The sequence below is a fragment of the Kitasatospora sp. NPDC059795 genome (assembly GCF_042732175.1).
GTDB lineage: Bacteria > Actinomycetota > Actinomycetes > Streptomycetales > Streptomycetaceae > Kitasatospora.
Map to the genome: position 1 here is coordinate 216,083 of NZ_JBHWID010000013.1, position 12,112 is coordinate 228,194.

The 12,112-nt window shown below is 74.2% G+C and carries 15 protein-coding genes, 1 tRNA gene and 1 riboswitch; of the genes, 5 read left to right on the top strand and 11 right to left on the bottom strand.

The genetic code is table 11. The features are described from left to right. Nucleotides 1-15: 15 nt before the first annotated feature. From ACFV4P_RS25715 to ACFV4P_RS25745, 7 genes are all read right to left on the bottom strand, one after another. The gene (locus ACFV4P_RS25715) at nt 16-426 is read right to left on the bottom strand and encodes a roadblock/LC7 domain-containing protein (RefSeq protein WP_380474894.1); all 411 of its coding nucleotides are present in this window, start codon (nt 424-426) and stop codon (nt 16-18) included. Continuing rightward, nucleotides 410-1,672 carry an ATP-binding protein gene (locus ACFV4P_RS25720; RefSeq protein ID WP_380474895.1) on the bottom strand — a complete coding sequence of 421 codons (1,263 nt, stop codon included), beginning with the start codon at nt 1,670-1,672 and terminating at the stop codon, nt 410-412. The genes ACFV4P_RS25715 and ACFV4P_RS25720 overlap by 17 nt, the downstream gene beginning before the upstream one ends. 101 nt (nt 1,673-1,773) lie before the next feature. Next, nucleotides 1,774-1,995, bottom strand: a complete 222-nt coding sequence (locus ACFV4P_RS25725; RefSeq protein WP_380474897.1) for a hypothetical protein — start codon at nt 1,993-1,995, stop codon at nt 1,774-1,776. Between the two features lie 169 nt (nt 1,996-2,164). After that, nucleotides 2,165-2,347 carry a hypothetical protein gene (locus ACFV4P_RS25730; protein ID WP_073818404.1) on the bottom strand — a complete coding sequence of 61 codons (183 nt, stop codon included), beginning with the start codon at nt 2,345-2,347 and terminating at the stop codon, nt 2,165-2,167. Between the two features lie 31 nt (nt 2,348-2,378). Further along, nucleotides 2,379-2,957, bottom strand: a complete 579-nt coding sequence (locus ACFV4P_RS25735) for a WHG domain-containing protein (RefSeq protein ID WP_380474899.1) — start codon at nt 2,955-2,957, stop codon at nt 2,379-2,381. Then, the gene (locus ACFV4P_RS25740; RefSeq protein ID WP_380474901.1) at nt 2,957-3,787 is read right to left on the bottom strand and encodes an alpha/beta fold hydrolase; all 831 of its coding nucleotides are present in this window, start codon (nt 3,785-3,787) and stop codon (nt 2,957-2,959) included. Before ACFV4P_RS25740 ends, ACFV4P_RS25735 begins: the two co-directional genes overlap by 1 nt. A gap of 110 nt (nt 3,788-3,897) precedes the next feature. Continuing rightward, nucleotides 3,898-4,188 carry a YiaA/YiaB family inner membrane protein gene (locus ACFV4P_RS25745; RefSeq protein WP_380474903.1) on the bottom strand — a complete coding sequence of 97 codons (291 nt, stop codon included), beginning with the start codon at nt 4,186-4,188 and terminating at the stop codon, nt 3,898-3,900. 216 nt (nt 4,189-4,404) lie between these two features. Next, nucleotides 4,405-4,568, top strand: a riboswitch (cyclic di-AMP (ydaO/yuaA leader). A 10-nt stretch (nt 4,569-4,578) separates the two neighbouring features. Here ACFV4P_RS25745 and ACFV4P_RS25750 point away from each other — a divergent pair. Beyond that, nucleotides 4,579-5,340 carry a M23 family metallopeptidase gene (locus tag ACFV4P_RS25750; protein ID WP_380474905.1) on the top strand — a complete coding sequence of 254 codons (762 nt, stop codon included), beginning with the start codon at nt 4,579-4,581 and terminating at the stop codon, nt 5,338-5,340. Between the two features lie 55 nt (nt 5,341-5,395). Here the strand turns inward: ACFV4P_RS25750 and ACFV4P_RS25755 are convergent, their stop codons facing one another. After that, nucleotides 5,396-6,208 carry a hypothetical protein gene (locus tag ACFV4P_RS25755; RefSeq protein WP_380474907.1) on the bottom strand — a complete coding sequence of 271 codons (813 nt, stop codon included), beginning with the start codon at nt 6,206-6,208 and terminating at the stop codon, nt 5,396-5,398. A gap of 50 nt (nt 6,209-6,258) precedes the next feature. Between ACFV4P_RS25755 and ACFV4P_RS25760 the strand changes: the two genes are divergently transcribed. The 3 genes from ACFV4P_RS25760 (at nt 6,259) to ACFV4P_RS25770 (ending at nt 8,454) form a co-directional block, all read left to right on the top strand. Further along, a complete protein-coding gene (locus ACFV4P_RS25760; protein ID WP_380474909.1) occupies nt 6,259-6,825 on the top strand; it encodes a GNAT family N-acetyltransferase in 567 nt (188 codons plus the stop codon). 118 nt (nt 6,826-6,943) lie between these two features. Next, nucleotides 6,944-7,636: a sensor domain-containing protein gene (locus ACFV4P_RS25765; protein WP_380474911.1), complete on the top strand. Its 693-nt coding sequence runs from the start codon at nt 6,944-6,946 to the stop codon at nt 7,634-7,636. Between the two features lie 101 nt (nt 7,637-7,737). Beyond that, the gene (locus tag ACFV4P_RS25770; RefSeq protein ID WP_380474913.1) at nt 7,738-8,454 is read left to right on the top strand and encodes a class I SAM-dependent methyltransferase; all 717 of its coding nucleotides are present in this window, start codon (nt 7,738-7,740) and stop codon (nt 8,452-8,454) included. Nucleotides 8,455-8,493: 39 nt separating this feature from the next. Here the strand turns inward: ACFV4P_RS25770 and ACFV4P_RS25775 are convergent, their stop codons facing one another. After that, nucleotides 8,494-8,880 carry a MerR family transcriptional regulator gene (locus ACFV4P_RS25775; protein WP_380474915.1) on the bottom strand — a complete coding sequence of 129 codons (387 nt, stop codon included), beginning with the start codon at nt 8,878-8,880 and terminating at the stop codon, nt 8,494-8,496. Between the two features lie 65 nt (nt 8,881-8,945). Between ACFV4P_RS25775 and ACFV4P_RS25780 the strand changes: the two genes are divergently transcribed. Further along, complete coding sequence (locus tag ACFV4P_RS25780) at nt 8,946-10,145, top strand: MFS transporter (RefSeq protein WP_380474917.1); 1,200 nt, start codon at nt 8,946-8,948, stop codon at nt 10,143-10,145. A 378-nt stretch (nt 10,146-10,523) separates the two neighbouring features. On the opposite strand, the gene ACFV4P_RS25785 is transcribed toward ACFV4P_RS25780, so the two are convergent. Both ACFV4P_RS25785 and ACFV4P_RS25790 read right to left on the bottom strand, forming a co-directional pair. Next, nucleotides 10,524-10,597, bottom strand: a tRNA-Met gene (locus ACFV4P_RS25785). A 69-nt stretch (nt 10,598-10,666) separates the two neighbouring features. Then, nucleotides 10,667-11,896 (bottom strand): PrsW family intramembrane metalloprotease, encoded by a 1,230-nt coding sequence (locus tag ACFV4P_RS25790; RefSeq protein WP_380474919.1) that lies wholly within the window; start codon nt 11,894-11,896, stop codon nt 10,667-10,669. Nucleotides 11,897-12,112 lie beyond the last annotated feature (216 nt).

Here is a 12,112-nt window from a genome sequence, read left to right on the forward strand (position 1 = left end):
GGACCGGCCCCCGCCTCACCGCAGGTCCCCGGCGGAGGCGTGCTGCTGCCGCGGTGCCGCGGTCAGGTGGCTGCCGATCCGCTCGACCAGGGTCTGCATCTGGTACGCCACCAGGCCCGCGTCGACCGCCTCGCCGGCCAGCACCGCCAGGTGGGTGCCGGCGCCCGCGGCGACCACGAACAGGTACCCGCCGCCGAACTCGATGATGATCTGACGGGTCGGCCCGTCGCCGAAGCCCTGCGCCACGCCCCGGGACAGCGACTGCAGTCCGGAGCAGGCGGCGGCCAGCCGCTCGGCGTCGTCCCGGCCGATCTTCGGGCTGCGGCCCATCTCCAGGCCGTCGTTGGACACCACGACGGCGTGCTGGACCTCAGGGACGGTGACGATGTCGGTCAGCAGCCAGCCGAGATCAGGGGTTGTGGTCATGGGAGTCTCCCGAGCGCTGGGGAAGTTGGGGGGAAGCGGGGAATGCGTCGTGGCGGCCCTGCTCGGGCCGCCGGTCCTGCTGCGCGGCCGAACGGCCGCTCGCGGTCCCGGCCTGGAACATCGACATGAACGTCTGCGCCTCGCGCGCACAGCGCGGCGGCGGCGCGGGCTGCTCCTCGGCCCGGGACCCGGTCTGCTGCTGCGGGGCGCTGCCCCGGCGGTTGACCCGCCGCGGCAGGCCGCCGCCCTGCGTGGGAACGACCGTCCGCCCGGGGTCCGTGGCGGCGACGGACGGACGGGACGCCGGCGGCGCCGCGACCACCGGCTCGCTGCGGACGCTGCTCACGGGCACCGACAGCGGGTCGGTGAGCAGGGCGGACGGCAGCAGCACGACCACCCGCACACCGCCGTACGGCGAGGGCGCGGAGTTCACGGTGACCCGGAAGCCGTACTGCTCCGCGAGCCGGCCGACCGCGGCCAGACCCAGCTGCGGGACCTCGCCGATCCGGGACACCTCCAGCGAGCCGCCGCCGGACATCGCCGCGCCCGCCTTGGCGACCGTCACCTCGGTCATGCCGACGCCGCAGTCGTCGATCTCGATCACCGCGCCGTTGTGGACCGGCATCAGCGTGACGTAGACCTGCGAGCTGGGCGGCGAGTACCGGGTTGCGTTGTCCAGCAGCTCGGCCACCGCGTGGATCAGTGCCTCGGCGGCGGCGCCGAGCACGGCGGTGTCCACCCGGCTGTTCACGACCACCCGCTGGAACGGCAGGATGCGCGACTGGGCGCCGCGCACCACGTCCTCCAGCGAGACCGGCTCCGGCCAGTGCCGGCCGGCGCGGGAGCCGCAGAGCACCGCCAGGGTCTGCGCGAGCCGGGCCTGCTGGGCGGCCGCGTGGTCGGCGCGCAGCAGGCCTTCGAGCAGCACCGGGTCGTCGTGGGTGCGCTCCATCTCGTCCAGGCCGGCCTGCTGGTCGTGCGCCATGACGAGGATGCGGCGGGCCACGCTGAGGAAGGCGCGGCGGGTGGCCGCGTTCATCTCCTGTTCGCGCAGCGCCGACTCCGCACCGGCCTGACGGTCGGCCAGTTCGGCGGCCAGCCGGTCGCGGGTGGTGGCGAGTTCCTCCTCGGCAACGGCCAGCCGACCGCGCAGGGTTCGGGTGACGGCGCGGGACCGAGCGGTGGCCGCGAGAGCGAGAAGGGCGAGCAATGCGGCTGCTGCCAGGCACCATTGAGTGGTCGTCACTCGCCGAATTCTAGGGCGGAGTTCCTACCTACGTATGAACTGATCAAATCATTGGTATTCAGAGCACACCAATATCGGACAGAACCGGCGGAGTCGGACGCCTACTGACCGTCGGCCTCGCCGTACGACTGCTGGCCCCGCGCCGCCACCGGCCGCAGCGAGCGCATGGATCGAGCCACCGCGAATCCGCGTGCGAGCGCCGCCCGCCAGCCCTCCGGCTGCGGCTCCTCGCGCGGCGTGGCGGCGGTCGCTCCGTCGGGGGCGGTCCGCGGGGCGGGGATCAGTCCCGTGCCGGGCTCGATGCGCTGAGTCGCCTGCGGCATTGCGCTGTCCTCCGTGCTGTCTCGGTCAAACCGTGGAAGGTCTTCACGCGGTATGACTTCCCGACCGCAGGACAGTGTTACGCACCAATGGTGGCGAAACCGTGGGGGAGCGGTTGTGAAATCGTGCAGAGGGGCGCGTGCCGGAGATACGCGCTGATGGGAGCTGCGGTCAGGCCTGCCGGTCGGCCTCCTGGGCGTCCTCGACGAGCGGCCGGTCCGGGGCGGACAGGGTGTCGGTGTGCGGGGTGCTGCCACCCGCGTGCTCGTGGGTGGCCTGGGCGCTGGGCGCGGTGAGCGAGGCGACCACGCCGACGGCGAGCGAGGCAAAGGCGAGCAGGCTGCGCTTCTTCATACCGGGTAGAACGCGCCGACCCCCCGTCAGGTCACGCGGCGCGCCCGCCCGGCCAGTCGCCGAGGCCGTCGACCAGCACCCCGGTCAGCCGCTCCAGCGTCACGTCCAGGCCCTCGGCGAGCTGGAACGCCCCCGCCGTGGTCAACGAGGCGTACCCGTGGGCGACGGCGCGCAGCGAGCGCGCGGCGTGCACCGCCTCGGACCCCTCCAGGCCGTACCCGCGCAGGACGGCGAACAGCACGCTCACCAGCCGCTCGCCGGCCGCGGTCAGCTCCGGGTCCGGGTCGGGCGCCTGCGGCAGCGCCGCGTACCGGCGCGGGAAGGCGGTGGCGTACCCGGCGTACGCGGTGAGCAGGGCGGCGACCGCCTCGTCGCGGGAGTGGCCGAGGACGGCGGCGGCCAGGTGGTCGGTGAGGTCGCCCAGGATGCGGACGGCGACCAGGCGGCGCAGCTCGGGCAGCCCGCCGGCGACGTGCTTGTACAGCGACGGGGTGGCGACCCCGGCCCGGGCGGCGACGCCGGCCAGGGTGAGCGCCTCGGCGCCCTGCGCGTCGATCAGGCCGAGGGCGTGGTCCACGACGGCGGTGGGGGAGAGTCCGGCGCGGGCCATCAGCGGGCGACCTCGTTCAGCTCGTTCAGGAAGGGGAGCAGGGCGTCGGCGACCGCCTGCGGGTGGCTGGCCATCGGGTAGTGGCCGGCGTTCCCGATCATCACCTTACGGCCGCGCAGTGCGGCGGCCTGCCGGTCGGCGATCAGCTCGGGGTTCGGGAAATCGGGGTCCTTGCTGCCCATCAGCACCAGCGCGGGGACGTCGACGGCCTCGCACCAGCCGACCGGCGCGGAGTCGCCCGCCAGGTAGCCGCGCACCGCGGCCTTCCGGGCGGGCTCGCGCAGCATCGCGGCGAGGCCGGCCCGGTAGGCGTCGAAGTCGGCGGGCCGCTCGGTCGGGAAGTAGAACTTCTGCAGCGCGCTCCAGAGGCCGGGGAACCGGGCCACCAGCGGGCCGACCAGGCCGAACATCGCCTTCTGGACGGCGTTCAGCGGCAGGTTCTCGACGAAGGCGTCGATCAGCACCACACCGGCGGTGCGGCCGGGGGCGAGCGCGGCCGCCCGGACCACGGTGGCGCCGGTGTACGAGCTGCCGGCCAGGACGGCGCCGCGCAGGTCGAGGTGGTCGAGCAGGGCGACCAGGTCCTCGGCGATCGCGGCGGGCGTGTGGTCGGTGAAGCCGGTGGAGGACTCGCCGAGGCCGCGCAGGTCCATGGTGACCACCCGGTGCCCGGCGGCGGTCAGCAGCGGCACCAGGTACCGGTAGGCGGCCCGCTTGTCGAGCATGCCGGGCAGCAGGACGACCGGGGCGCCGGCGCCGGGGGCGTCGTCGTAGGCGATCCGGCCGCCGACCACGTCGAGGTACCGGGTGGTTCCGGGGGTGCTGTTCATCGCGGGCCTCCTGGGCGGGCGTCGCGGCGCGCCGGGCACCGGAGGCCCGGCCGACTGCCGATAGCCACAAAGCTAAGGCTAATAGCCTTAGCCGTCAACCCGGGGCGGGATCAGACGCCGTCCACCTTGAACGGGTCGTGCTCGGAGAGCAGCTTCTCCAGTCGGGCCTGGTCCACCCGGCTGGTGATCGCGCCCTCCTCCTGGCGGTCCCGGACCACCTTGGCCAGCGTGAACGCGGAGGTGATCGCGTACAGCAGTCCGACGGAGAGGAAGGCGCGCACCCAGGCGCTCACCGGCAGGTAGGCGATCCCGAGGGCGAGCGCGACGGTGGCCAGCGCGAAGGAGGCGGCGGCCTGCAGGAAGTAGGCGGAGGTGGTCCGGTTCGGAACGCGTGCGGTCATGGCACCAGGCTCCCGTCGGCCCGGGAGCGGGGCGTGAGTACGGATACTCATCCGCGCGGTCACCATCCGTCATCTCTCCCCTGGCGAATCGTCACAAATCGCCCATAGGGCGTCAGGGAATCTTCACCGTCTCGCAGGAGGCGCTTGGAATCATGGGGTCCATAGGATTAACGTTTGATAACGCAGCGCGGTCGGCAACGCCGTAACCATGCGGCACCGTGCGCCACGCCTAATCCACTTGGGCACGCCCCCCGGGGTGTCCCAGGAGCCGGGGAACCACGTTCCACCGGGGTGAATCGGGACGGCCCTGGGCCCGACCGTAGGAGACCTTCCACCTCCGAACCCGTCAGCTAACCCGGTCGGCGACATGGAAGGAAGGAGCACGCCCCCGTGGCGTCGACCTACACCGAGAGCACCGGCACCCAGCTGCTCGACCACCCGGTCGAGCCGGAAGCCGCCCGGCACCGGCTGCCCCGTCAGTCCCGCGCCGGCGCGCCCCTGCTGGGCGTCACCGCGATGACCGCGGCGCTCGGCGCCCTCACCGCCGTCCCCGCGCAGGCCGCCGCCCCGGTGGCCGTCACCGCCGCCGACGAGGCCTCCGACGGGCTGCTCGCCGGCGACCCCGGCCTCGCCCTCGCCGCCCGCATCCAGCAGCAGGCCGACGGCCAGCGCACCGCCGCCGACGAGAACGCCCGGATCGCCGCCGCACAGGACGCCGAGGCCAAGCGCGCCGCCCAGCAGGCCGAGGCCGAACGCGCCGCGCACAACCTGCCGGTGGCCGGCTACCAGCTGACCGCGCACTTCGCGCAGTCCGGCTCGCACTGGGCGCACCTGCACACCGGCCTGGACTTCGCCGCCCGCACCGGCACCCCCGTCACCGCCGTCACCGGAGGCACCGTCACCTCGGCGGGCTGGTCCGGCCCCTACGGCTACCGGGTCATCCAGACCCTCCCCGACGGCACCGAGCTCTGGTACTGCCACCTCTCCCGGATCGCCACCGCCTCCGGTCAGGTCGCCCCCGGCACCCTGCTCGGCGCGGTCGGCGCCACCGGCAACGTCACCGGCCCGCACCTCCACCTGGAGGTCCGCCCCGGCGGCGGCGCCCCGATCGACCCGCTGCCCTGGCTCCAGCAGCTCGGCCTGCAGCCGTAGGTTCTCGACGGCGCCCGGGAGTCAGGGCCTGTTCGGCACGATCGGCCGGACAGCCCTAGTACACCTCGGGCGCCAGCTCCGGGAACTCCTCCAGCAGCAGCCGGGCCAGCCCCGGCACCGTCCACTCGCCGCACAGGTCGATCGCGGCCTGCGCCACGGCCTCCTCGAACTCCTCGAACTCTCCGGCGAGTTCGTCCGGCATCGGCAGGCCGCGGGCGTTCAGCTCGGCCAGGTTGCGGTAGCTGCGCCGCATCAGGCCCTGCTCCAGCAGCCGACGCGCGCCGTCCGTGGACACCCCGACCAGCAGCGCCCGCTCCGGGCCCCAGCCGCCGTCCGGCTCCACCCCCGGCACCCGCTCGTAGGCGGCGAAGCGCTCCTCGACGTCCAGCGCCCGGAACTCCTCCAGCCAGCCCCGCACCCGGTCGAGATCGTCCACCGGCACGCCGTCCGCGCGCAGCAGCAGCGTGTACAGCCGGGGCCAGGTCAGCAGGTCGGAGCGGAGCAGCAGCGAGTCCACCAGCACCTGGCCCTGCCAGTCGGTCTCCTCGCGCAGCTTCTCCAGCCGCTTGGCGTTCAGCCGCCGCGCCGCCCGCTGGTGCTCGATCAGCAGCCGCACCGCCGCCGGGTAGGCCCAGGCGTCGCCGTCCGGCTGGACGTACAGGTGCAGCTGCTCGTACAGCAGGTGCTCCAGCACCGGCGAGGACAGCTCCGGGAAACCGTCGTGCAGCCGGGCGCCGCCCAGCTCCAGCAGGGTCAGGACGGTCTGCACCGCCGGCTCGGGCACCGCCTCCAAACCCTCCTCGGCCGCCCAGTCCAGCAGGTCGGCGGCACGGGTACGGGGGAGCAGGTGCAGGTCTTCGTCGTCCACCCCGGTACGGTAGCCGGTCCGCGCGGGGCCCACCGGTAGGGTCGACTGCCATGGAAACCGTCCGGCTCACCGGCCCCCGGCTCACCCTGCGGGAGTACCGGCACACCCCTGAGGAGGTCGCCGCCCTGCACGCCGTCCACGGCGACTCCCTGGCGGTCCGCCATCTCCCGTTCGACAGCGCCGACTTCGAGGAGTGCGCCGACCAGATCGAGCTCTACCTCGACGAGGCCGAACAGGAGCCCCGGCAGCACTACCGGCTGGCCGTCGACGACCCCGCGGGCGAGCCGATCGGCCAGGCCGCGCTCACCCGCGAGGGCGAGCACGCCGCCCAGCTCGGCTGCGTGCTGCGCCCCGACACCTGGGGTCGCGGCTACGCCGGGGAGGTCACCGGGCTGCTGTGCACGCTCGGCTTCGACACCCTCGGCCTGCACCGGCTGTTCGCCCGTACCGACCCCGCCAACCCGGCCGCCGCCCGGGTGCTGACCAGGGCCGGCTTCCAGTACGAGGGCCGGATCCGCGCCGAGTCCCACTGGGGCGGCAGCTGGCACGACGCCCTCCAGTACGCGCTGCTCGCCCCCGAGTGGCGGGGCCTGGCCGTATTGCGAGCCGGGGGATAACCCCACCCCGAACTCGGCAGCAGGCCTCATACCGGCGACCGGGTCCGGTGCGGCACCTTTGAAGGGTGCCCGGCGCCGCCGACCGGCGGCGCCGACCCCGACCACCGAAGGACCGCGGATGTCCACCGCTGCGTACCGTGCCACCACCGGCAACCACCCCACCCGGCCCGGGTTCTGGCGCGCCCCGATCTCCCGGGCCGCGTTCCGGGAACTCGGCTTCGCGCTCAGCGGCCTGCCCGTCGCCATACTCGGCTTCTCCGTCGTCGTCTCGCTGTTCGCCACCGGCCTCGGCCTCGCCATCACCATGCTCGGCCTGCCCGTGCTCGCCCTGCTGACGATCGCCGGCCGCGGCTTCGGCGCCGCCGAACGCTTCCGGATCCGCACCCTGCTCGACCTCGACCTGCCCGAGCCGCGCGAGGTGACGGCCGGCCGCGAGGGCGTCTGGGGCGCGATCACCGCCCGGCTCGCCGACCCGGTCGGCTGGAAGGGCGCGTTCTACCAGTTCGCCATGTTCCCCTGGGCGATCCTCAGCTTCACGCTCTCCACCGTCTTCTTCACCGTCGGCTGGTCGCTCCTGCTGTTCCCCGCCTACCAGTGGGTGTTCGGCCGCTACACCGACTGGGACGGCTACCGGGTCGCCAACTGGACGGACTCGCACGGCGTCCACCACGTCTACGACATCACCTCGCCGTTCCAGATCGCCGGCGTCAGCCTGATCGGCCTGCTCTTCGTCCTGCTCACCCCGCAGCTGGTCCGCGCCCTCAACGGCGCCAACCGCCTCGCCGCCCGCGCCCTGCTGGCCGGCCGCTGAACATGCGCCACCGCCGGGCCCGTGGTCGGATGACCACGGGCCCGGGCCGCACCCCGGGCCCGTCGAACGCCTCCCGTCGAACGCCCGGAGGAGCAGCGACGATGAGCCCGGTCAGCGCCGCCCGCCCCGTGGACCGCCGCGCGCCCGTGCTGATCACCTCCCGGCCGCTCGACGAGTACTGCGCCTACTTCGGCCTCACCCGCGCCGACCTGCGCCACCTGCCCGGACCGCTGCTGGACTGCCCCGGCGGGGCCGCCGCGTTCGCCGCCGAGGCCCGCGCGCTCGGCTGCCGGGTGGTCGCCGTCGACCCCGGCTACGCGCTAGGCCCCCGCCGCCTCGCCGAACTCGCCGCCGCCGGCCGCGACACCATGGCCGGCGCGATCTGCGGCGACCCCGCCCACCACCTCCCCCGCACCGCCCGCGGCCGACGCAGCCCCGACAAGTACCTGCGCAGCTGGGACCGCGCCCGTCGGCTGTTCACCGCCGACGCCGCCGCCCACCCCGGGCACTACCCGGCCGCCGCGCTGCCCCGACTCCCGTTCGCCGACGGCTGCTTCGCCCTCACCCTCAGCTCCTACCTGCTGTTCGCCCACCCGGCGCTGTTCACCCCCGCCGACCAGTTCCGCGCCCTGCGCGAACTCGCCCGGGTCACCGCCCCCGACGGCGAGGCCAGGATCTTCCCGCTGTACGACCACACCGGCAGCCTCTGCCCGCACCTCACCGAACTCCGCGCCGCCCTCCGGCACCACCGGATCGCCAGCCGCGTCCTGACCACCACCCCGCCCCACCGCATCCTGGTGCTGAACCCGGCACGGTGACGGCCGTCCCGTCAGCAGGCGCCCGCCGGAGCGGGCCCGTCAGCAGGCACCTGCCGGGGCGGGGGTCTCCCGCAGCTCGTGCACCGCCCGCAGGTACGCAGCCACCGCGTCCCGGCTGCGGGACAGGCACTCCACCCGATCGGCGAGCTGCCGGTGCTCGTGCTCCAGCGCCGCCAGCGTCTCCGGGGTGGCGCCCCGGACGTGGTACTGGCCGCTGGTCAGGCACGGCAGCACCTCCCGGATGGTCCGGGTGGACAGGCCCGAGTCCAGCAGCGAACGGATCTGCCGGACGCGCTCCACCAGCGCCTCGTCGTACTCCCGGTAGCCGTTCGCCGAACGGCCCGGCTTCAGCAGGCCCTGCTCCTCGTAGTAGCGCAGCAGCCGGGGCGAGGCCCCAGCCCGGTCCGCCAGTTCGCCGATCCGCATCCGCGTCTCCCGTCCGCCGGAAGGACTTGACCTTCACATCGATGTCAGGGTTCGAGGATAGCGGCATGACCGCGATCCACACCGAACTCCCGTCCTCCACCGCGCCCTTGACCCCCGCCCGGGGCCTGCGCTGGTCCCCGCTGCTGGCCCTCGCCACCGCCGCCTTCCTCGGCATCGTCACCGAGGCGCTGCCCGCCGGCGTCCTGCCCGAGATGGCCCACGACCTGCGGGTCTCCGAATCCGCCATGGGCCAGTCGCTCACGGCCTACGCCCTCGCCACCGGACTCTCCGCGATCCCGCTCGTCCGGGCCACCGCGCACTGGTCCCGCAAGCGCCTCGTACTCGCCGCCGTCGCCGTCCTGCTGGTCGCCAACGCCGTCACCGCACTCTCCCCGTCCTACCCGCTCACCATGGCCGCCCGGATCGCCGCCGGTGTCGCCGTCGCCGCGATCTGGTCCGAACTCGTCGGCTACGCGCGCCGGTTGACCCCGTCGGCACTGCACGGACGGGCGATCGCCGTCACCGGCATCGGCGTCCCGCTGGCGCTCTCCCTCGGCATCCCGCTCGGCACCTGGTCCGGGCACCTGATCGGCTGGCGGCCCACCTTCGGGCTGGTCGCCGTCCTCGCCGGCGGCCTGCTGCTGTGGCTCGCCGCCGCCGTCCCCGACGCCCCCGGCCGCCGGGCCGGCCGCACCGAACCCCTGCTCGGCGCGCTCCGGCTGCCCGGCGTCCGGCCCGTGCTGTTCGTGGTCGGCGCGTTCGTCCTCGCCCACAACGTGCTCTACACCTACATCGCCGCGCTGCTCGACCACTACGGGATGGCCGACCGCCGCGACCTGGTGCTGCTGGTCCTCGGCCTCGCCTCGGTCGCCGGGCTCGCCGTCACCGGCGCCCTCGTCGACCGGCGGCTGCGCCACCTCACGCTCGCCGCCACCGCCGCCGTCCTCGCCGCCCTCGGACTCCTGCTGCTGCCCGCCCCCGCCGCACCCCTGGTGCTGCTCGCCGCCGCCCTCTGGGGCCTCGGCTGGGGCGCCGTCGCCCCGCTGTTCCAGACCGCCGCCGCCGACGCCGGCGGAGACCGCGCGCAGACCCTGCTGGTCGCCACCTGGAACACCTCGATGGGCCTCGGGGGCGCCGTCGGCGGACTCCTGCTCGACCTCTCCGGCCCCGGAGCCTTCCCCTGGTTCGCCCTCGCCCTGCTGCTGCCCGTCCTCACCGTCGCCACCCTGGCCCGCCGCCACGGCTTCCCACCGAAGCGCCCGTGAGCCCCGGGGGCCCCGGGGGCCCCCGGAAGCGCGAGGGAACGCAGACGGCCCGTGGGCTGCTCCTCGGGCCGGGCCCCGCTGGGCGGGGACGGCGGTCGAGGCACCGGGGATGTACCGGTGAGCCCACGGGCCGGGTGACTGCTGGGAATTAGCCTGAGCCGGAGACCGAACGGTCTCACCGCTGCGCAGGCAGGGGCGGCTCTAGCGAGCAGCCACCTCACGCATCCTGAAAGAACTCAACTCAGGATCACCTCCTTTCAGTGTGCTGCCAGCGTAGGCACCGCCCTCGGACCGGGCAACGGATTTATTTCGCCACATCCGGCGGGCACACGACGAAGGCCCGGAGGCGATGCCTCCGGGCCTTCGTTTGCTACTGAGTAGCGGGGACAGGATTTGAACCTGCGACCTCTGGGTTATGAGCCCAGCGAGCTACCGAGCTGCTCCACCCCGCGTCGGTAAACACGACTCTACGTGACTCCCACGAGAAAGGGAAATCCGTTCCCCAGGGGGACCCGCGCAGGTCAACCGGGTCCGGTCGGCTGGCGGGTTCGGCGGGTCTGCGCCCACACCGCGAAGCAGACCAGCGCGGCGAAGCACGGCACCATCACCAGGCCGTACACCAGCAGGAAGCCGTCGGTGCCCAGCCCGGCCGCCGCGTTCCACGCCCCGTGCAGGCCCATCGCCAGCAGCAGGCCCGCCGGGGCGCCCAGCCGGGCCGCCCAGCGGCGGCCGGTGGTCAGCGTCACCGCGAGGCCGATGCCGGCCAGCGCCGTGAACAGCGGATGTGCGAACGGCGACAGCAGGGCCCGCAGTACGAAGGTGTGCACCGTCCCGTCGAAGTCCCGCAGGCTCGGCGTCCGTCCCAGGCCGATCGCGTCCAGCCGGGCCTGCCGGTCCGCGGTGAACGCCCGACCCAGGTACAGCGCGTTCTCGGTGAACGCGAAGCCGGACGCCGTCACCCCGCCCAGCACCGCCCCCGCCGCCAGCGTCCGGGGCCGCGAACGGGCCCGCTGCCGCCCCGCCGGCGCCGGTCGGAACAGCGCCACCGGACGCTCCGGACCGCCCTGCCGGTGCCACAGCACTCGGCGCAGCCGGCCGCACGGCCGCTCCGCGTCGCAGCGGTGCCGCCGCCGCAACGGCAGCAGCAGCATCAGCAGTGCCGAGCCCTTCGCCACCTCCTCGATCAGCGGGGTCGCGAACTCCGACCCCCAGGTCTCCCCGCGCGCGCCCCGGTGCGCGATCAGGAAGTCGCTCGCCCAGCCGTTCGCCATGATCGCCACCGTGGTCGCCGCACACGCCCCCCAGGCCAGGCAGAACAGGCTGTGCCGCAGTGGCACCCGCGCGGTCTGGTTCAGCCACGCCAACGACCCCAGCACGAACGGCAACGGCAGCAACGCCAGCCCGAGACCCACCAGCAGCCCCGCCGTCCCGGTCTGCCGCTGCACCAGGTGCAGGATCAGCACCCCCGACCCGGCCAACGCCAACGCCGCCACCGCCGAGGACAGCGCCGGCCGCCGCAACGGCCACAACCGGCGCACCACCGACGGCGCGACCCGCGCCACCCGCGCCCCGCGCTGGCCCGGAATCCGGCCCACCGCCGACGGATACAGCCGGGACAGCCTTCCGGACCGGCGCGCCCTCGGCTCCGGGAACGGCCGAGCACCGGTGGGGGACGGCGGCGGATCGGCGGCCATGGCGGCGGCCCCTACAAGCAGGCTGGGGGAGGCCTTGCCGCTGGGCGGACTGCTCACCTGCAGAAGCGTAGGGGAATGCTCCGCTCCTGCGGGAGAGGAGCGGACAATCCGTGCGCCCCGGGACGACAGACCGTCAGCAAGGCGAAACGGCGGACGCCGCCTCATCGTTGTCCTTACCCGCGATGCCAGGGGGGAGAACGCACACATGTCCGAGAAGGTTGGCGGACGGAACGTCACCGGGTCGAACGCCGGGACCACCGGCGCGACTTCGAC